The sequence below is a fragment of the Microbacterium sp. PAMC22086 genome, from assembly GCF_019443525.1.
Lineage (GTDB): Bacteria > Actinomycetota > Actinomycetes > Actinomycetales > Microbacteriaceae > Microbacterium > Microbacterium maritypicum.
This window is the reverse complement of record NZ_CP080380.1, coordinates 3,274,331-3,292,918: the sequence shown is the minus strand read 5'-3', so window position 1 is coordinate 3,292,918 and position 18,588 is coordinate 3,274,331. Positions and strand designations below refer to the sequence as shown.

Genomic DNA, 18,588 nt, shown 5'->3' with positions numbered 1-18,588 from the left:
TGGCGGACATTCAGTGCGCTTTCTGTGACGGTGCGTAGAGCGAGCGGGCGACGTCGAGGCGTCGGGTGAGGAGATCGGCGAACGGCTCGGTCGACTGGCGATGCACCAGCTCGTCCATGCTCATGCGCACAAGCGCGCCGACGGTGTGCACGACCACCTCGGCCTGCAGCTCGGCGGCGTCGTCGGAGGTGCGATCGGTCTCGGCGGTTCGGCGGAGGATCAGCCCCACATCGCGCCTCTCGTTCTTCGCGAGATGCTCGAAGGCGGCCTTGAGCAGACGCGGCTCCTGCTCGATCACGGCGAACATCGTCGGGGCGTCCTCGACCGGGTTGAACAGCTCGAAGCGGCGGATCGTCAACCGGAGGAAGTCGTCGAGCAGGTCTCCGCGTCGGGCAGCGAACTCCTCCTCGAGCGCCTCCTGGGACGAGTCGATCGTCGCGAACCCGAAGACCGCATTCTCCTTGGTCTCGAAGTAGTTGAAGAACGTGCGGCGGGAGACTCCGACCTCGGCGCACACCTCCTCGATCGTGAACCCGGCGAACCCCTTCTCCGTCGTCAGACGTCGTGCGGCGTCGGTGAGGGCGCGGGAGGTCTCTCGCTTGCGCTGTTCTCGCAAGGAATCTGCACTGTCGGTCATGGAGTGCAATATTGCACTCTCAACCTTTGAGTGCACCGTGAGCGGTTCGTCGGGGGTCTTCAGAGACTTCTTTCGACGGATCTGTGACATCTGCCGTTCGGTATACGTCCTAGTGGTGGCGTCGCCGACCGCGACCTGCGCTTCGCACTGCGAGCGGCATGAGGAAGAAGGAACTCACGATGACGAACACGACAGGTGGCACCCAGCCCGAGATTCAGGTCGTCACCCCGCCGCAGGGGGCTGCGGTGGGGACGACCACGATCGAGGATGCGGTGGTCGCGAAGATCGCCGGCATCGCTGCGCGTGACGTCAGCGGAGTCCATGCGCTCGGCGGGGGCGCCGCACGCATGGTGGGCGCGATTCGGGACGCGCTCAACACGACCGACCTCTCGCAGGGGATCAGCGTCGCGGTCGGCGAAGCACAGATCACCGTCGACGTGACGATCGTCGCCGAGTACCCCGTCTCGCTGCAGAAGGTCGCGGATGACGTCCGCGCGGCGATCCACCGGGACATGGTCGATCTGGTCGGGGTGGGCGTGGTCGAGGTCAACGTCACCATCGACGACGTACACGTCCCCTCGGATGACGAAGGCGACACCGCAGACACGGACGAGGCGCCGACGGCATAAGCCGCCTCGTCGAGGACTCGGCCCCGAGACGCGGGGTCGGTGGAGAAGGAGAAGGAGAAGCCATGAGCGCTGAAGACAAGATCAAGGCCGCAGCCGAGAAGATCGCCGGCAAGGCGAAGGAGACCGTCGGCAAGGTCATCGATGACGACAAGCTCGTCGCCGAGGGCAAGGCGGAGCAGGCCAAGGGCAACGTCCGCGATGCCGCCGAGAACGTGAAGGATGCGTTCAAGAAGTGACGAGGCGGGGGAGAGACCCGCACGGCCTCTCCCCGATCCCTCACAGGCGGGTGAACAATGATCCGATCCGTTGGGGCATCTGTTCCGAATCCCTCAGGGGATCGGATCGAGGGGTGGGGTAGATGGAAGACGAACGCTTTCGCATAGCGCTCGAACACGCGGACGACGGCATCGTCGCCGGACGCGCGATGGATGGCGACGTCGAGGCCTTCGCGGTGCTCGTGCGCAGGTACACGCCCATGATGCGCGCGTACACACAGCGGATGCTGAATGCATCCGCGGATGTGGACGACATCGTGCAGGAGTCCTTCGTCACCGCCTGGCAGCGGTTCGGCGAACTCGAGGATCCGGCCAAGGTCAAGAGCTGGCTGATGAGGATCGTGAGCCGGAAGGCCGTCGATCGCATCCGCGCGATCCGCCCGGCCGTCGACATCGATTCGATCGACCGTCCGGCTCCGCTGCATGCCTCACCGACCGCGGTCGTCGAGGCGCGTGCGGGCGTCGCCGCCCTCGGGGCAGCGCTTCGAGAGCTGCCGGATGCGCAGCGCGAATGCTGGGTGCTGCGGGAGATCGGCGGATACTCCTATGAGGAGATCTCCGAGGAGCTCGACATCCCCGTCTCGACCGCGCGCGGCCTGCTCGCGCGGGCCCGGAAATACATGATCGTACGGATGGAGGAGTGGCGATGACCGACGAGAGAGAGACTCGCGAAGTCCGCTGGCTCGGCCTGGAACCGACCGATCTCGACGGGCACACGCTCGACGAGCTCACCGACTATCTCGACGCGGGGCGACAGCCCGCCGATCGCTCGATCGACGAGTCGCCCGGCTGTCAGCTGGCGCTGGACGCACTGGAACGGCTGCAGGGGCTCGGTGCTGAGCTCATCGCCGCAGAAGCCGCAGCCGAACCCCCGGTCGACGAGAACTGGGTCGATCGCATCCTCAGCGGCATCGCGATGGATGCGCGCGCCGGACGCCGCATCCCCTTCGAGTCACCGGATCCGCACGTGGATCTCGCGATCACCGAGGGAGCGGTGCGCGGCCTCACCCGCTCTGCGGAGAATGCCGTGCCGGGACTCCTCGTCGGGCGCTGTCGACTCGACGGGGACGTGACGCAGGCGGGTGCGCCGATCCGGATCGAGATCGACGCGAGCGCTCTGCACGGTCAGTCGATCCCGAAGGTCGCCGCTGAGCTGCGGGCCGAGGTCGATCGAGGCCTTCGCGCGCATACCGAGTTGAACGTGATCGCGATCGACATCGCGATCAAGGACGTCCGGGAGGTGTCGTCGTGGGCGGGAGAGAGCCGATGAGGGCGGAGGAGCGCGACGAGCTCGCCGCGGCGATCGAGGCGACGCTGCGGTCGACGCCGGGCGTTCGCAGCGTCTACCGATCGGGTTCCCTGATCTCCAACCTGCTGCGCGCGGGAGCCGAGGCGATCGGCGTGCGCAAGGACGACGAGCCGATCGTGTCGGTGGTCGCCGCGGGCGACGGGGTGGCGGTGGAGGCGACGCTCGGTGTGGACTCCGGCGCGAAGTCGGCGGAGATCCTCCGCACTGTGCACGCGGTCATCGACGCATTGCTCGGGGCGCGCGGCATACAGCGGGAGAGCATCACGCTCACGGTCGCGCACGTGCAGGCCGGCGCGCACGGGCAGGCGCACGTGGGTTCCTGACCCGTGCCTACGACCACCGAGTGCCGCCGTCCGGGGGGACGGCGGCACTCGGTCTTGCGGAAGCGATCAGGCGGAGGCGGCGCGCAGTCCTTCGAGGAGCGGGGTCGTCGGGCGACCGATCAGACGCGCGAGCGTGCCGTCGGTGTCGGCGAGTGCCCCGTCCTTGATGCCGGCGTCGAGCGCGGCGACGAATCCGGCCGTGCCCTCGTCGAGGCCGGCCTCACGCAGCGCCGCGACCTGGTCGTCGAAACCGAGACGCACATACGAGACCTCGCGTCCGGTCAGCTCGGAGAAGGTCGCAGCGAGGTCGGAGTACGTCCAGGCGACGTCGCCCGCCAGCTCGTACACCTCGCCGATGTGCCCGTCTTCGAGCGCCACTGCGGCCGCAGCCTCGGCGAAGTCCCTGCGGCTCGCCGAGGCGACACGTCCGTCCCCGGCACCGGCGGCGAGCACGCCCGTCTCGGCGGAGCGGGTGAGGTCGGCGACGTAGTTCTCGGTGTACCAGTTGTTGCGGAGGATCACCGCGGGCACACCTGCGGCGGCGATGAGCTCCTCCGTCGCCTTGTGCTCCGGTGCCAGGATCAGGTCGCTCGTGGTGGCCTTCGGCACACTCGTGTAGACGAGCTTCGAGACGCCGGCGGCCTTCGCCGCATCGATGACCGCGCGGTGCTGGGCGACGCGCTGACCGACCTCGGAGCCGGAGACCAGCACGACGGTGTCGATACCCTCGACGGCGGTCGCGACCGAGGCGGCGTCGGTGTAGTCGAGGTGCACGACACGCACGCCCAGATCGGCGGCCTTGGCCGTGTTGCGAGCTCCGGCGACGATCGACTGCGGGTCGGTGCCGCGCTCGAGGAGGCCGGCGATGATGAGACGGCCGAGGTTGCCGGTCGCACCGGTGACGAGGCTGGTCATGAGGGTCCTTTCGTAAGTGACATCCTCGACAACCCGAGAGCGGGCATCCCGCATTCCATCCAGCGGGTACCCACTTTGAAGTAAGGTACCCACATGACGGTTAGTTTCGCGCAGATAAAGGAATCCACTCCGTTCGTCTTCGATCAGAACTGCGGCACGCGCGTCATCCTCGATCACATCATGAGCAAGTGGGGCGTTCTCGTGCTCTCCTGCCTGTCCGACGGCACCCACCGCTGGGGCGCGCTGCGACGGGAAGTCGACGGCATCAGCGAGAAGATGCTCGCCTCCACCCTGCGTACGCTCGCCGAAGACGGATTGGTGCACCGGGAATCCCTCCCGACCGTGCCGCCCCACGTGGAGTACAGCCTGACCCCGCTCGGGCGTGACCTGATGGAGAGGATGCTGCCGTTGATGGAGTGGGTGGCCGAGCACGCTGACGGCATGCTCGAAAGGCCCTGATTCCACGGATTCCGTCGTGAAGGTCCATTCCGCGCTTCGGATTCAGACGGTCGAAGAAACCCGTTGACGCGATAACCGCGGTGGCTCTACTGTTCTGACATGGCAGCAACGACGCCGATTCATCTGGAACGACCCGACGGCAAGGGTCTGGCTGCGGGAACACTGGGGCTCTGGGGCTCGACCGTCATCGGTCTCGCCTCGACGGCGCCGGTCTACTCGCTCGTCGCGACGCTCGGCTTCGTGGTGCTCGCTGTGGGCGCCCAGGCGCCGATCGCCTTCATCATCGCCTTCGTCCCGATGCTCCTGATCGCCTTCGCCTATCGCGAGCTCAACAACGTGGTCCCCGACTGCGGGACGACCTTCACCTGGGGGACCAAGGCCTTCGGCCCGTGGGTCGGCTGGATGGGCGGCTGGGGTGTGGCTGTGGCCGGCATGGTCGTGCTCGCCAACCTGGCCCAGATCGCCTCGGTCTACTTCTGGTCGCTGATCGGGCAGGACCTGGAGAACAACGACTGGCGGGTCGTCGTGGTGGCCGTGCTCTTCATCGCGGCCATGACCTGGGTCAGCTGGCGCGGGGTCGAGATCGGCGAGCGCATCCAGAACATCCTGCTCGGCATCCAGTACCTCGCGCTCGCGATCTTCGTCGTCACCGCGCTCTGGCAGTTCTTCGCCGGCACCGCACCCAATCCGACCCCGTTCGACTGGGAGTGGATGAACCCGTTCGCGTTCACCGACTGGTCGGGGTTCACCGAGGCCATCCTGCTCGCACTCTTCATCTACTGGGGATGGGACACCTGCCTCGCCCTGAACGAGGAGACGAAGGACCCGAAGCGCATTCCGGGCCGCGCAGCGCTCCTGACGACCGTGATCCTGCTGTTCACCTACGTCGCCGTGACCATCGCGGCCATGATGTACGCCGGTCTCGGAGAAGACGGCACGGGCCTGGGCAACGAGGCGAACGCCGACGACTTCTTCCTGGCGATCAAGGACGGGCTGCTGGGACCGTTCGGCTGGGTGCTGGTGGTCTCGGTGATCATCTCGGCGATCTCGTCGACCCAGACCACGATCCTCCCCACCGCTCGCGGCACGCTCGCGATGGGTGTGTACCGCGCTCTGCCCGCCCGGTTCAAGGAGGTGCACCCGACCTACAAGACCCCGTCGTTCTCGACCATCGTGATGGGCGTGGTCGCGTCGCTCTACTACGTCGGGATGACGCTGATCAGCGACAACATCCTGCAGGACTCGATCCTCTCGCTGGGGCTCGCGATCGCGTTCTACTACGCCATCACCGGGTTCGCCTGCGTCTGGTACTTCCGCAAGGATCTGACCTCCTCCGCCCGCGAGTTCTTCTTCAAGGGCCTGTTCCCGCTGCTGGGCGGGCTCATGCTGGCCTGGGCGTTCATCCAGTCGGCGATCGACATGTGGGACGTCGACTACGGCTACACGGTCCTGTTCGGCATCGGCGGTACGTTCGTGATCGGCGTCGGCTCGCTGGCCTTCGGCCTGGTGCTGATGTTCCTCTGGTACCTGTTCCCTCGATCGAAGCGGTTCTTCCGCGGTGAGAGCCTGAACCGGGAGACCCAGGTGATGGTGCCGGACGAGCCCGCCGTGACGATCCGTTCCATCGACGGAGGCATCTGAGGATGCCGGTCGCGACGGCAGATCTCTACGACGAGCTCGAAGAGGGGATCCAGTCGCTCTCGCTGCAGCTGCGCTCGTTCGGCGGACGGTCGGCATTCGACGGTCCGATCCGCACCGTCCGCTGTTTCGAAGACAACGCGCTCGTGAAGTCCGTGCTGGCGACACCCGGTGCGGGCGCCGTGCTCATCGTCGACGGTGCAGGCTCGCTCGAGACGGCGCTCATGGGCGACCTGATCGCGGCGTCAGCGGTGGCGAACGGCTGGGCGGGCGTCGTGATCAACGGGGCGATCCGCGACCGCGTCGCGATCGATGCGCTCGACCTCGGCGTCAAGGCGCTGGGCACCAATCCGCGCAAGAGCGCCAAGCTCGGTGCGGGCGAGCTCGACGTCACGCTCGTGATCGCTGGAGTGGTGTTCCGACCCGGGGCGCATCTCTACAGCGATGAGGACGGCATCCTGGTCGAGCGCTGAGGGTCGCCCGGTGGTACCGGGCGCTTGTCCTAGGCTTGCTGCGTGCGCATCCGTCTCGACATCGCCTACGACGGCACCCACTTCCGCGGGTGGGCGAAGCAGCCGACTCTCCGCACGGTGCAGGGGACGCTGGAAGCGGCGCTCGCGCGCATCGTCGGCTCCGACGTGCAGTTCGTGGTGGCCGGCCGCACCGACGCCGGAGTGCATGCGAGCGGGCAGGTCGCGCACGTCGACCTCGACGAGAAGCAGTGGTCGCGCATCGAAGCGAGGCAGGGGCGTGCACCGCTGGAACCAGCCGAGACCATCGCCGGGCGCATGCGGGGAGTGCTCGGCGCCTACTCCGATGTCACCGTGACCCGCACGTCGATCGCTCCTGAGGGGTTCGACGCCCGGTTCTCCGCCGTCTGGCGACGCTACCGTTACCGTCTCGCCGATGGGCAGGCGGGCTACGATCCGCTGCGCCGCCACGACACGACCGTCGTCCGCGGTCGCCTCGACGAACGCGCGATGGATGCCGCGGCGAGGACACTGATCGGACTGCACGACTTCGCGGCGTACTGCAAGCCGCGTGAGGAGGCGACGACCATCCGCACCCTGCTCGAATACCGCTGGGAGCGCGATGCCGACGGCGTGCTCGTCGCCGAGGTCAAGGCCGATGCGTTCTGTCACAGCATGGTGCGCGCGCTCGTGGGCGCCTGCGTGGCCGTGGGCGAGGGGCGCCTCGACGTCGACGACCTCGTGGTGCTGCGCGATGCGCTCACCCGGACCAGCGAGTTCAAGGTGCTGGCCGCTCGCGGCTTGATCCTCACCGAGGTCGGCTACCCCGCAGACGAGCTGCTCTCGTCCCGTGCCACTCAGACCCGCGCCCGTCGCGATGGAGCGAGCGGCTGAGATGACGGCGCCGCCCGGCAGCGTCGCAGACATCGTGATGTGCGCGTGCTCTCGGTCCGGGCGTTCTCGGAATCCGCTGGGGATACGACGACGATCCGGAGCCGGGGCACAGCAGGGGCGAGTAGCGTGGAACGGTCATGAAGGTCATCTCGTACAACCTCCAGAAGCACCGGGCCGCCGGCGAACTCGCGGCGCTGGTGCGCGAGCACGATCCCGACATCCTCTGCCTGCAGGAGTGCGACGTGCCCGAGCTGCCGGCGCAGATCGGCGATCTCGTGCTCGCGGACGCCACCCAGGGCAACCGCCTCGGACTCGCGCTCTTCTATCGCGCGAGCACGTTCCGCCTGCAGGCGATCCGCATGCTCGGCCTCAAGAAGTCGCTGCACGACCGCATCGCGAAACCGGCGCACGAGCGCGTGCTCGGTGCGCGGCTGAGCGACATCGACGACCGCCAGGATTTCATCGTCGCCTCGTTCCACGCAGCACCGCTGACCGCGTTGAACTCCCTGCGACGCCACCAGATCCGTGCCGCGCTCACCGACCTCGCGGCACTCGGCGAAGGTCTGCCCCAGCTGATGGTGGGGGACTACAACTACCCGATCTTCAAGGAGAACCTCGGCCAGGCCGTGCGCGACCACGGGTACGCGCTCTCTCTCAGCGACGACCACACCTACACGCGCTACCGCGTCTTCCGCGGGCACTACGACTTCGCCACCTCCACGGGGTTCGAGATCGAGCGCATCACGACCCTGCCGCAGGGGGCGAGCGATCACCGGCCGATCCTCGTGACGGTCAAGCCCGACTGAGCCCGTGGTTTGGGCATACGGCTCGGCGTGGCGTATGATTTCTCTTTGGTGCCTTTCCCCGCTCGCGGAGAAGGGGCATCGTCCGAACGTGAGCCCTCCACTGGCGTGTTCCTCCCTGTCGGGAAGAACCACCCCGGAGTGGGATTCACGAACTTCTCCGTTCGACACAAGAAAGCAGCACTATCGTGACGCGCACTTACACCCCCAAGGCTGGCGAAGTCCAGCGCGATTGGGTCGTCATCGACGCCACCGACGTCGTTCTCGGCCGTCTGGCCTCGCACGCCGCTACGCTCCTGCGTGGCAAGCACAAGCCGACCTTCGCCAACCACATCGACTCGGGTGACTTCGTCATCATCGTGAACGCGGAGAAGGTTGCGCTCACCGGTCAGAAGCTCCAGAAGAAGATGGCCTACCGCCACTCCGGTTACCCGGGCGGCCTGAAGTCGGTCACCTACGCCGAGCTCCTCGAGAAGAACCCGGTCCGCGCTGTCGAGAAGGCCATCCGTGGCATGCTCCCCAAGAACAGCATCGGCCGCCAGCAGCTGTCCAAGCTCAAGGTGTACGTCGGTGCCGAGCACCCGCACGCCGCGCAGCAGCCGACGCCGTACACCCTCGACCAGGTCGCCCAGTAAGCGCCGTAAGACTTAAAGGACATACTCGTGGCTGACATCCAGGACACCACCGAAACCCCCCAGAACTTCTCGACGTCGACTCCCGAGACCGACGTGGTCGAGGCGGCTCCCCGCCCCGTCCTCAGCGTCCCGGGTGCCGCTGTCGGCCGTCGCAAGCAGGCCATCGCCCGCGTGCGCATCGTCCCCGGCTCGGGAACGATCACGGTCAACGGCCGCACGATCGAGGACTACTTCCCGAACAAGCTGCACCAGCAGCTGATCAACGACCCGTTCACCGTGCTGAACCTCGCCGGTGCATACGACGTCATCGCGCGCATCTCCGGCGGCGGCCCCTCGGGCCAGGCCGGTGCGCTTCGCCTCGGCATCGCCCGTTCGCTGAACGGCATCGACGAGGAGAACAACCGCCCGACCCTGAAGAAGGCCGGCTTCCTCTCGCGCGACGCCCGCGTCAAGGAGCGCAAGAAGGCTGGACTCAAGAAGGCCCGTAAGGCGCCTCAGTACTCGAAGCGTTAAGGTCAACTGCTCCGATGCCGATCTTTGGCACGGACGGTGTGCGAGGACTCGCCAATGGCATCCTCACCGCCGACCTGGCGCTCACCCTGGCCCAGGCGACTGCTGTCGTCCTGGGCCAGGGCCGTACTGCGGAGGCTCGCAAGGCCGAAGGCAAGCGACTCACCGCAGTAGTCGCCCGAGACCCCCGGGTCTCTGGACACTTCATCGCCGCGGCCGTCGCCGCAGGTCTCGCCTCCTCCGGAGTCGACGTGCTCGAGGCGGGAGTCATTCCGACGCCCGCGCTCGCATTCCTCGTCGCCGACCGTGACGCCGACTTCGGCGTGATGATCTCGGCGTCGCACAATGCTGCGCCCGACAACGGGATCAAGATCTTCGCCCGCGGAGGCCGCAAGCTTCCCGACGTGGTCGAGCAGCGCATCGAAGAGGCCATGGCCGGCGACAAGCTGCGCCCGACGGGTGCCGGAGTCGGTCGCATCGATCGGTTCTCCGACGCCGAGGACCGCTACGTGGTGCACCTGCTCGGATCGCTCCCGAACCGCCTGGACGGCATCCACGTGGTGCTCGACTGCGCCCACGGCGCGGCATCCGGCGTCTCACCGGAGACGTTCCGCGACGCCGGCGCCGAGGTGACCGTCATCGGGGCAGACCCCGACGGCTGGAACATCAACGACGGTGTCGGCTCGACCCACCTCGACAACCTCGCCGAGGCCGTCGTGCGTCTGGGCGCCGACATCGGCATCGCTCACGACGGCGACGCCGACCGGTGCCTCGCGGTGGATGCCGAGGGAAACCACATCGACGGTGACCAGATCATGGCCATCCTCGCGGTGTCCATGAAGGAGCGCGGTCACCTCACCGACGACACCCTCGTCGCGACGGTGATGAGCAACCTCGGTCTGCATGTCGCGATGCGCGAGCACGGGATCACCGTCCGACAGACCGCTGTCGGAGACCGCTACGTGCTCGAGGACATGAACGAGGGCGGCTACGCGCTCGGCGGCGAGCAGTCCGGTCACGTCATCATGAGCGAGTACGCCACCACGGGTGACGGAATCCTCACAGGCCTGCACCTGGTGGCCGAGATGGCGCGGCAGAAGAAGTCGATCGCCGAGCTCGCATCGGTGATGACCATCTACCCGCAGGTTCTCATCAACGTGCGCGATGTCGACAAGGACCGCGTCTCCGACGACGAGGTCGTGCAGCAGGCCGTACGCGACGTCGAGATCGAGCTGGGTGATTCCGGACGCGTGCTGCTGCGCAAGTCCGGCACCGAGCCGCTGGTGCGTGTGATGGTGGAGGCGGCCGACGCCGAGTCGGTGCATGCCTATGCCGGACGCCTCGCGGCGGTGGTGCAGGAGCGCCTATCGCTCTGACGTCCGCACAGATTCAGTGACGGCCGACCGCTGTGTTCAGCGGTCGGCCGTCTCGTTCTGGGGGCGTTGCGCGGCCTCGCGGTGGGCGCGAAGCGCACGGGGGGTGGCGCCGTACTCTTCCTCGAGTGCGCGACGCAGGCTGATGGGTGAGGGGAAGCCGGCACGCTGCGAGACCTGCTCGATGCTCAGCGAGTCGAACCGGCTGTCGAGCAGGAGCGACTTGGCCAGACGCGCCCGCTGACGCCTGATCTCGCAGGCCACGCTGTTCTCCGCCTCCGCGAAGACCAGCTGCAGCTGACGCAGCGATGATCGCACTTCGCGGGCGACCCGTGCGGGGTTCAGCGCAGGGTCGCTGCACTGCTGCGCGATGACAGCGACCGCCTTGTCGCGCAGAGCGGCGTGGGGGGAACGGTGCCCGGATGCCCCGTCGATGCGGTCGAGCAGGATGGCCTCCGCTCATCTCCACGATCAGGCGCTCGATCGCGTAGCGTTCGATCGCGGTCGCCGTGTCGTCGACGGCCAAGACCTGTTCGACGAAGGCCTGCATCGCGCGGTCCAGCGGGCGCCGCTCCTCGAGGACCCGAGCGGTGGCGGGCAGTGCCGCGACGAATGCTCCGAGCGCGGCCCGGGGAACACACGCGGCGGTGATGCTCCAGGAGCCTGCGCAGCGCACGTGCTGGGCGATCCCGGACGGCGCGATCACGAGCCCGCTCCCGACCGGCATCCACGGGCCGTTGTGCTCTTTCGCCACGAGTCCGGGTGCATCGACGACCGGCGGCGACGGAGGCGGCAACAGAGCCTGTCCCTCCGTGCGACCGGTCGCTCAGCGTCGGGAGTCGTTCCAACCCAGCTGCTCGATGTACCGCAGCAGCACGCCTTCACGCAGCGCCCACGGCGACACTTCGAGCTCGTCGATGTCCAAGGCGGTCATCGCGGCGTGCAACGACACGGCGGCCGCCACGATCTGGAACGTGCGATCCGGTGTGATGCCCGGCAGCTCCTGACGCGCGGAGGCGGGAAGGCGTGCGAGGCGTGGGATCCACGATCCGAGCGACGCCCGGGGGAGCAGCATCCGCTCGCTTCCGGACCACCCCGGCGCCGGGTAGCCGACCAGCCGGGCCAGAGAACGGATGGCCTTCGACGACCCCACGACGTGATCGGGTCGGGGGAGCGCGACGAACCGCGGGAGGACATCGGCCAGAGTCGTCGCCGCGTGGGCGCGCAGCCGCTCCACATCGCTCTCGCCCGGAGGATCGTTCGGCAGGAACTGCACCGTCATTCGCCCGGCGCCGAGGGGAACGGATGCCGCAGCGTCGGGCATCTCCTCCGCTCCTGCGGCGATCTCGAGTGAACCGCCCCCGATGTCGAGGAGCAGGATCTGTCCGGCCGACCAGCCGAACCAGCGTCGCACCGCGAGGAACGTCAGCTCGGCCTCGGTCTCTCCATCGAGCACCTGCAAGGGCTGGCCGAGAGCCGCTTCGATGCGGGCGATGACCTCGGTTCCGTTGCGCGCATCGCGGACGGCGCTCGTCGCCGTGGCCAGCAGCGCGTCGACGCGCTCGCTCTCCGCCACGCGCCGCGCCTGCGCGACCGCGGCGACGAGGGCGACGACGCCTTCTTCCGAGATGGAGCCGTCGGGCGTGAGGTAGCGCATGAGGCGCAGCACCGTCCTGTCGCTCGTCGTCGCGAGCGGCCGTCCGCCGGGGCGGACGTCGGCCGCCAGCATGTGGACGGTGTTGGATCCGATGTCGAGGACTCCCAGGCGCACGGGAAGAGACTACTCGCCCCCCGGATACGATGTACTCCGTGACCACCGCCGACCCCACGCTGCCACTGTCGCCCTATCGGGAGATCGGACGCGCGGAGTGGGCGCGCCTGGCGGCCGGGCTCGATCAGCCGCTCACCGAGACCGAGGTCGTCGAGCTCCGCGGCATCGGGGACCGTCTCTCCCTCACCGAGGTGCGCGAGGTGTACCTGCCGCTGAGCCGTCTGCTCAGCCTTTACGCCACCGCGACGAAGCGACTGGGCGCTGCCACCTCGTCGTTCCTCCAGGAAGACGACACCACGACGCCGTTCGTCGTGGGCGTCGCCGGTTCCGTGGCTGTGGGCAAGTCCACCATCGCCCGTCTGCTGCGCGAGCTCATGAGCCGCTGGCCGGGAACGCCTCGGGTGGAGCTGGTCACCACCGACGGATTCCTGTACCCGAACGCCGAGCTCGAGCGCCGCGGCATCATGGATCGCAAAGGGTTCCCCGAGTCGTACGACCGTCGGGCGCTGATCGAGTTCCTCACCGAGGTCAAGAGCGGCGCCACCGAGGTGCGGGCCCCGTTCTACTCCCACATGCGCTACGACATCGTGCCGGATGCGAACGTCGTCGTGCGCCGGCCCGACGTCGTGATCGTCGAGGGACTGAACGTGCTGCAGCCGCCGCCCGCTCCGAACGATGTCGCCGTGAGCGACCTGTTCGACTTCTCGATCTTCGTCGACGCCGACACCTCGCACATCGAGAAGTGGTACGTCGACCGCTTCCTCGCGCTCCGCCAGGCCGCTTTCAGCAACCCGTCCTCGTACTTCAACGTGTTCGCGCACCTCACCGACGAGGAGGCGATCACCACGGCCCTCGGCTACTGGAACGAGATCAACATGCCCAACCTCGTCGAGAACGTGATGCCCACGCGGCACCGCGCACGGCTCGTGCTGCGCAAGGGCGCCGACCACGATGTCGAGACGGTGCTGCTGCGCAAACTCTGAGGCCGCAGCCGGACCGTCGCCGTCCGAAGAATGTACGGACGACTCGCAAAAAAACCGTCTTACTCTTGATCCCATGTGTGGAATCGTCGGATACGTGGGCCCGCGCCCCAGCCAGGACATCCTTCTCGCAGGCCTCGCCCGCCTCGAGTACCGCGGATACGACTCCGCGGGTGTCGCCGTCATCGACGGAGACGGCGTGCTCGGCATGCGCAAGAAGGCGGGCAAGCTCGCCGTGCTGCGCGACTCGCTCGCCGACGCGCCTCTGCCCGATGGGTCGACCGGGATCGGACACACCCGCTGGGCGACCCACGGCGGACCGACCGACGGCAACGCGCACCCGCACCTGGCAGACGACGACAAGCTCGCCGTCATCCACAACGGCATCATCGAGAACTTCTCCGCACTGCGTGACGAGCTCCTCGCCGACGGCGTGGTGTTCCGCAGCGAGACCGACACCGAGGTCGCCGCTGCCCTGCTCGGACGCGAGTACGCCGGCAACGGCGGCGACCTGCAGCTGGCCTTCCGCAGCATCGTGAACCGCCTCGAGGGCGCGTTCACCCTGCTGGCGATGCACCAGGACCACCCCGGCCTCGTGGTCGGCGCCCGTCGCAACTCCCCGCTCGTGATCGGCCTCGGCGAAGGGGAGAACTTCCTCGGCTCCGACGTCGCCGCGTTCATCGAGTACACGCGCAAGGCGCTCGCGATCGGCCAGGACCAGATCGTCTCGATCACGCCGGAGTCCGTCACCGTCATGGACTTCGCCGGCACGCCCGTCGAGCCCGAGCCGTTCGACGTGTCCTGGGATGCCGCCGCCGCCGAGAAGGGCGGATGGTCGAGCTTCATGGCCAAGGAGGTCGCCGAGCAGCCCGAGGCCGTCGCCAACACGATCCGCGGGCGCATCCACGACGGCCAGGTCGTCATCCCCGAGCTCGACGGACTGGACGAGCTCTTCGTGGGCATCAACCGGGTCATCATCACCGCCTGCGGCACTGCGTCCTACGCGGCGCTGGTCGGCAAGTACGCGATCGAGCAGTGGGCACGCGTGGCCGTCGACGTCGAACTCGCCCACGAGTTCCGCTACCGCGACCCGGTGATCGGCGCCGACACGCTCGTGGTGTCGATCAGCCAGTCGGGCGAGACCATGGACACCCTGATGGCCGTGAAGTACGCCCGCGAACGCGGCGCACGCACGCTGTCGGTCTGCAACACGCAGGGCGCCACGATCCCGCGCGAGTCGGATGCCGTCGTCTACACCCACGCCGGACCCGAGGTCGCTGTGGCCTCGACCAAGGCCTTCTCCGCGCAGATCACCGCGCTCCTGCTGCTGGGCCTGCACATGGGTCGGGTGCGCGGCGCGATCGCCGACGCCTCGGTCGACGTCGCAGAGCTCGCGGCGCTTCCGGAGAAGATCGCCAAGGTGCTCGAAAGCGAGCAGGAGCACGTCACCCAGCTCGCCGGATGGATGGCGGACACGCGTTCGGTGCTGTTCCTGGGGCGCCACGTCGGCTACCCGATCGCGCTCGAGGGTGCGCTCAAGCTCAAGGAGATCTCCTACATCCACGCCGAGGGCTTCGCCGCCGGTGAGCTCAAGCACGGTCCGATCGCGCTCATCGAGCCGGGGCAGCCGGTGTTCGTGCTGGTCCCCTCCCCGCGTCACTCGGCACTCGTGCACTCGAAGGTCGTCTCGAACATCCAGGAGATCCGCGCGCGCGGTGCCCGGGTGATCGTGATCGCCGAGGAGGGCGACGCCGCGGTGCTGCCGTTCGCCGACGAGGTCATCCACATCCCGCTCGCCGGGGCGATGTTCGAGCCGCTGCTCGCCGTCGTGCCGCTGCAGATCTTCGCGATGGCACTGGCCACGGCCAAGGGCCTCGACGTCGACCAGCCGCGCAACCTCGCCAAGTCGGTCACCGTCGAGTAAGGCTCTTCTCGTATCACCGGAATGGCTTCGTTTCCACGGGAACGGAGCCATTTGGGCGATTTCAACCGAACGCACGCTCGGTAGGCTGAACGGGTGATCATCGGCACCGGCATCGACCTCGTGGACATCCCACGGTTCGAGCGCACGATGGAGAGGACTCCGAGGCTGCGTGAGCGGCTCTTCGCCCCTTCCGAGCGCACTCTCCGTCTTCCCTCCCTCGCCGCGCGCTACGCCGCCAAGGAGGCGCTGATCAAGGCGCTCGGCGGTTCCGACGGCGTGCACTGGACCGAGATCGAGATCGCCTCCGAGCCCTCGGGGCGCCCGCACTTCGTGCTGTCCGGGTCGACGGCTGCGGTCGTCGAAGAACGGGGCATCCTCACGCTGCATCTCACCCTCACCCACGACGCCGGTCTCGCCGCGGCGTTCGTCGTCGCCGAAGGAGCACCGCTGTGACCGCCCCCTTCCGCGAAGCGAGCATCGACCTCGACGCGATCGCCGACAACGTGCGGCACTTCCGACGCCTGACCGGTGTCGAGGTGATCGCCGTCGTGAAGGCCGATGCCTACGGGCACGGCGCGGCGATGGCTGCGGTCGCGGCGCTCTCGGCTGGTGCCACCCGCATCGGCGTCGCCGAGATCCCCGAGGCGCTCGAGCTGCGCCGGCAGGGTGTGCATGCACCGATCATGGCGTGGCTGCACGCTCCGGGAGAGCGGTTCGAGCAGGCGGCGGCCCAGGACATCGAAGTCGGGATCTCGTCGTTCGATCAGCTCGAGGCGGCCGCGACCGCTGCTGCGGTCGACCGCCCGGTCGGGGTGCACCTGAAGTTCGAGACCGGTCTGTCGCGCAACGGCATCGCCCCGGCGGACTGGGGGCGTGTGCTCGCCGAGGCCGCGCGCCTCGAACGCATCGGACGCCTTCGCATCGTCGGACTGTTCAGTCACCTCTCCAACACCTCGGCGGAAGACGACAGAGCAGCGCTCGCGAAGTTCGAAGAGGGGGTCGCCGCCGCAGCGTCCTTCGGCATCCACCCCGAGATCCGGCACATCGCCGCGACCGCCGCTGCCATCGACCTGCCGGAGATGCGCCTGGACGCGGTGCGCATCGGCGTGGGGCTCTTCGGCCTGTCGCCGTTCGACGATCGCAGCTCCGCCGAGCTCGGCCTGCGTCCGGCGATGACGCTGCGGGGGGCGATCGCCGCCGTGCGCAGAGTGCCGGCCGGGACGGGCGTCTCCTACGGCTACGACCATCGAACGGATCGCGACACGACGCTGGTCCTCGTGCCTCTCGGATACGCCGACGGGGTGCCGCGCAATGCGTCGGGGAAGCTCCCGGTCTCCATCGGCGGACGCCGGTTCGTGAACGTCGGACGCATCGCGATGGATCAGTTCGTCGTCGACGTCGGAGACACCCCGGTCTCGATCGGCGACGAGGTCGTCTTGTTCGGCGACCCCACCCTCGGCGTGCCGTCAGCGGCGGACTGGGCCGATGCCGCCGACACCATCAACTACGAGATCGTCACCCGCATCGGTCCCCGCGTGCCCCGGCGGGCCTCGTGAGCGTGGACCCCGCGTTCCTCGGTCGTCGGGAGATCGCGACCGCCGAGGAGATGGAGCAGCTGGGCCTGCGCATCGGCGAACAGCTGGAAGCCGGCGACCTCCTCGTCCTGACGGGTCCGCTCGGAGCGGGCAAGACCACCTTCACCCGCGGGCTCGCCGAGGGTCTGGGGGTGCGCGGTCCCGTGCAGAGCCCCACTTTCGTGATCGCCCGCACGCACCCCTCGCTGGTCGGCGGAGCGCCACTGGTGCACGTCGATGCCTACCGCCTCGGTTCGGCGGCGGAGCTCGACGACCTCGACCTCGACCTCGAGCGCTCCGTCGTGGTGGTCGAGTGGGGCAGAGGCATGGCCGAGGAGCTGGCCGACTCCTGGTGGGACATCGAGGTGGAGCGGCCTGTGGGGTCCTCGGACGACCTCGACCCTTCGGAGCTCGATTCGGATGCGCCGAGGATCGTCACGATCGTGCGCGAGAGCGCCGCATGACCTCGACGTCGACGCCCGCACTCGTCGCCGTGATCATCGAAGACGATCCCGACGTGCGATCACTCCTGGACGAGGTGTTCCTCGCGGCCGGCTTCGAGACGATCCTCACGGGCTCCGGCGTCGAGGGGCTCGCTGCCGTCGAACAGCACCATCCGGTGATCACGACCCTCGACATCAACCTTCCCGGCATCGACGGCTTCGAGGTCGCCCGGCGGATCCGGCGGGTCAGCGACACCTTCATCATGATGCTCTCCGCACTCTCCGAAGAGTCCGACGTGGTCCTCGGGCTCACCTCGGGAGCGGACGAGTACCTGGTGAAGCCGTTCCGCCCGCGCGAGCTCCGCGCCCGTATCGAGGCTCTTCTGCGGCGTCCGCGGCTCCCCGCCCCCGGCGTCGCCGACGCGCGCGTGCCCGGCCCTCGACTCCCGGACAACGGCAGGTCCGATCCCGGCGCAGAGCAGGCGCTGGACGGAGCGACGGTCCTGACGTGGCGTGGCAGGGTGCACCGCGATCTCAGCCTCGACCTCGACACGCGACTGGTGCTGATCGGGCAGCGACGGATAGAGCTCACACCGACCGAGTTCGACCTGCTCGCGATGCTGCTGGAGGCCGGGAAGCGGGTGTGCGGCAAGGCCGATCTCGCCCGAGGCCTGCGCGCTGCGCCGCCGGGGTCGAACGACTACGTGAGCGAGCCGGACAAGCGGGCGATCGAGACGCATATCGCGAACCTGCGACGAAAGCTCGGCGACAGCACGACGCAGCCGCGCTACATCGAGACCGTGCGCGGCGTCGGCTACCGGCTCACGTCGGACGAGGGCTCGTGAAGACCGAGGGGGCGGGGCCGTGGTTCCCCAACCACGGCCCCGATCGCCTGCGAATCCCCACTCGCGCGGCCCCAGCGTCTGCGTTGTGCCCCAGTCGCAGTATCGGCCCCCACTGAGAATGCTAGGGGCGAGAGGCCGCCTGAAGAGCGGGCTCGAACGATCTTTGAGTAATCTTGCGGCA

The 18,588-nt window shown here is 68.2% G+C and carries 23 protein-coding genes; 19 read left to right on the top strand and 4 right to left on the bottom strand.

Annotation, left to right across the window (positions count from 1 at the left end):
* Positions 1–10: 10 nt before the first annotated feature.
* Entirely contained in the window at positions 11–637 is a 627-nt protein-coding gene (locus tag KY497_RS16360) for a TetR/AcrR family transcriptional regulator (RefSeq protein WP_218682727.1), read from the bottom strand.
* 179 nt (positions 638–816) lie between these two features.
* On the opposite strand from KY497_RS16360, the gene KY497_RS16355 reads away from it, so the two are divergent.
* From KY497_RS16355 to KY497_RS16335, 5 genes are all read left to right on the top strand, one after another.
* Entirely contained in the window at positions 817–1,266 is a 450-nt protein-coding gene (locus tag KY497_RS16355) for an Asp23/Gls24 family envelope stress response protein (protein WP_235562598.1), read from the top strand.
* Positions 1,267–1,328: 62 nt separating this feature from the next.
* Positions 1,329–1,502 carry a CsbD family protein gene (locus tag KY497_RS16350; RefSeq protein WP_017828199.1) on the top strand — a complete coding sequence of 58 codons (174 nt, stop codon included), beginning with the start codon at positions 1,329–1,331 and terminating at the stop codon, positions 1,500–1,502.
* 122 nt (positions 1,503–1,624) lie between these two features.
* Positions 1,625–2,191: an RNA polymerase sigma factor gene (locus tag KY497_RS16345; protein ID WP_218682729.1), complete on the top strand. Its 567-nt coding sequence runs from the start codon at positions 1,625–1,627 to the stop codon at positions 2,189–2,191.
* Entirely contained in the window at positions 2,188–2,811 is a 624-nt protein-coding gene (locus KY497_RS16340) for an Asp23/Gls24 family envelope stress response protein (protein WP_219869525.1), read from the top strand. The genes KY497_RS16345 and KY497_RS16340 overlap by 4 nt, the downstream gene beginning before the upstream one ends.
* Positions 2,808–3,173, top strand: a complete 366-nt coding sequence (locus KY497_RS16335; protein ID WP_219869524.1) for a hypothetical protein — start codon at positions 2,808–2,810, stop codon at positions 3,171–3,173. Before KY497_RS16340 ends, KY497_RS16335 begins: the two co-directional genes overlap by 4 nt.
* 66 nt (positions 3,174–3,239) lie before the next feature.
* Here the strand turns inward: KY497_RS16335 and KY497_RS16330 are convergent, their stop codons facing one another.
* Positions 3,240–4,088 (bottom strand): SDR family oxidoreductase, encoded by an 849-nt coding sequence (locus KY497_RS16330; protein ID WP_219869523.1) that lies wholly within the window; start codon positions 4,086–4,088, stop codon positions 3,240–3,242.
* A 93-nt stretch (positions 4,089–4,181) separates the two neighbouring features.
* Between KY497_RS16330 and KY497_RS16325 the strand changes: the two genes are divergently transcribed.
* From KY497_RS16325 to glmM, 8 genes are all read left to right on the top strand, one after another.
* Entirely contained in the window at positions 4,182–4,547 is a 366-nt protein-coding gene (locus KY497_RS16325; RefSeq protein WP_055877236.1) for a helix-turn-helix domain-containing protein, read from the top strand.
* 99 nt (positions 4,548–4,646) lie between these two features.
* Positions 4,647–6,188, top strand: coding sequence for an APC family permease (locus KY497_RS16320; protein WP_219869522.1), 1,542 nt, complete (start codon positions 4,647–4,649; stop codon positions 6,186–6,188).
* 2 nt (positions 6,189–6,190) lie between these two features.
* A complete protein-coding gene (rraA, locus tag KY497_RS16315; RefSeq protein WP_218682069.1) occupies positions 6,191–6,658 on the top strand; it encodes a ribonuclease E activity regulator RraA in 468 nt (155 codons plus the stop codon).
* A 42-nt stretch (positions 6,659–6,700) separates the two neighbouring features.
* Complete coding sequence (truA, locus tag KY497_RS16310; RefSeq protein WP_219869521.1) at positions 6,701–7,549, top strand: tRNA pseudouridine(38-40) synthase TruA; 849 nt, start codon at positions 6,701–6,703, stop codon at positions 7,547–7,549.
* Between the two features lie 137 nt (positions 7,550–7,686).
* Positions 7,687–8,355 carry an endonuclease/exonuclease/phosphatase family protein gene (locus KY497_RS16305; protein ID WP_141387856.1) on the top strand — a complete coding sequence of 223 codons (669 nt, stop codon included), beginning with the start codon at positions 7,687–7,689 and terminating at the stop codon, positions 8,353–8,355.
* Between the two features lie 185 nt (positions 8,356–8,540).
* The gene (rplM, locus tag KY497_RS16300; RefSeq protein WP_017828209.1) at positions 8,541–8,987 is read left to right on the top strand and encodes a 50S ribosomal protein L13; all 447 of its coding nucleotides are present in this window, start codon (positions 8,541–8,543) and stop codon (positions 8,985–8,987) included.
* A 27-nt stretch (positions 8,988–9,014) separates the two neighbouring features.
* A complete protein-coding gene (gene rpsI / locus KY497_RS16295; protein WP_017828210.1) occupies positions 9,015–9,500 on the top strand; it encodes a 30S ribosomal protein S9 in 486 nt (161 codons plus the stop codon).
* Positions 9,501–9,514: 14 nt separating this feature from the next.
* On the top strand, positions 9,515–10,873 hold the full coding sequence (gene glmM / locus KY497_RS16290) for a phosphoglucosamine mutase (RefSeq protein WP_055870223.1): 1,359 nt from the start codon (positions 9,515–9,517) through the stop codon (positions 10,871–10,873).
* A 36-nt stretch (positions 10,874–10,909) separates the two neighbouring features.
* Here the strand turns inward: glmM and KY497_RS16285 are convergent, their stop codons facing one another.
* Both KY497_RS16285 and KY497_RS16280 read right to left on the bottom strand, forming a co-directional pair.
* The gene (locus KY497_RS16285; protein ID WP_219869520.1) at positions 10,910–11,188 is read right to left on the bottom strand and encodes a helix-turn-helix domain-containing protein; all 279 of its coding nucleotides are present in this window, start codon (positions 11,186–11,188) and stop codon (positions 10,910–10,912) included.
* A gap of 508 nt (positions 11,189–11,696) precedes the next feature.
* A complete protein-coding gene (locus KY497_RS16280; RefSeq protein WP_141387860.1) occupies positions 11,697–12,641 on the bottom strand; it encodes a Ppx/GppA phosphatase family protein in 945 nt (314 codons plus the stop codon).
* A 29-nt stretch (positions 12,642–12,670) separates the two neighbouring features.
* On the opposite strand from KY497_RS16280, the gene coaA reads away from it, so the two are divergent.
* The 6 genes from coaA to KY497_RS16250 all read left to right on the top strand — a co-directional run bounded on the left by coaA (position 12,671) and on the right by KY497_RS16250 (position 18,407).
* Positions 12,671–13,624 (top strand): type I pantothenate kinase, encoded by a 954-nt coding sequence (gene coaA / locus KY497_RS16275; protein WP_017828214.1) that lies wholly within the window; start codon positions 12,671–12,673, stop codon positions 13,622–13,624.
* Between the two features lie 73 nt (positions 13,625–13,697).
* Positions 13,698–15,545 carry a glutamine--fructose-6-phosphate transaminase (isomerizing) gene (gene glmS / locus KY497_RS16270; protein ID WP_127481935.1) on the top strand — a complete coding sequence of 616 codons (1,848 nt, stop codon included), beginning with the start codon at positions 13,698–13,700 and terminating at the stop codon, positions 15,543–15,545.
* Positions 15,546–15,638: 93 nt separating this feature from the next.
* Positions 15,639–15,998 carry a holo-ACP synthase gene (locus tag KY497_RS16265; RefSeq protein ID WP_017828216.1) on the top strand — a complete coding sequence of 120 codons (360 nt, stop codon included), beginning with the start codon at positions 15,639–15,641 and terminating at the stop codon, positions 15,996–15,998.
* Positions 15,995–17,101, top strand: a complete 1,107-nt coding sequence (alr, locus tag KY497_RS16260; RefSeq protein WP_055877255.1) for an alanine racemase — start codon at positions 15,995–15,997, stop codon at positions 17,099–17,101. The genes KY497_RS16265 and alr overlap by 4 nt, the downstream gene beginning before the upstream one ends.
* Positions 17,098–17,583, top strand: a complete 486-nt coding sequence (gene tsaE, locus KY497_RS16255) for a tRNA (adenosine(37)-N6)-threonylcarbamoyltransferase complex ATPase subunit type 1 TsaE (RefSeq protein WP_371861308.1) — start codon at positions 17,098–17,100, stop codon at positions 17,581–17,583. The genes alr and tsaE overlap by 4 nt, the downstream gene beginning before the upstream one ends.
* Positions 17,580–18,407: a response regulator transcription factor gene (locus tag KY497_RS16250; protein WP_141387864.1), complete on the top strand. Its 828-nt coding sequence runs from the start codon at positions 17,580–17,582 to the stop codon at positions 18,405–18,407. The genes tsaE and KY497_RS16250 overlap by 4 nt, the downstream gene beginning before the upstream one ends.
* The last annotated feature ends 181 nt before the right edge of the window (positions 18,408–18,588 follow it).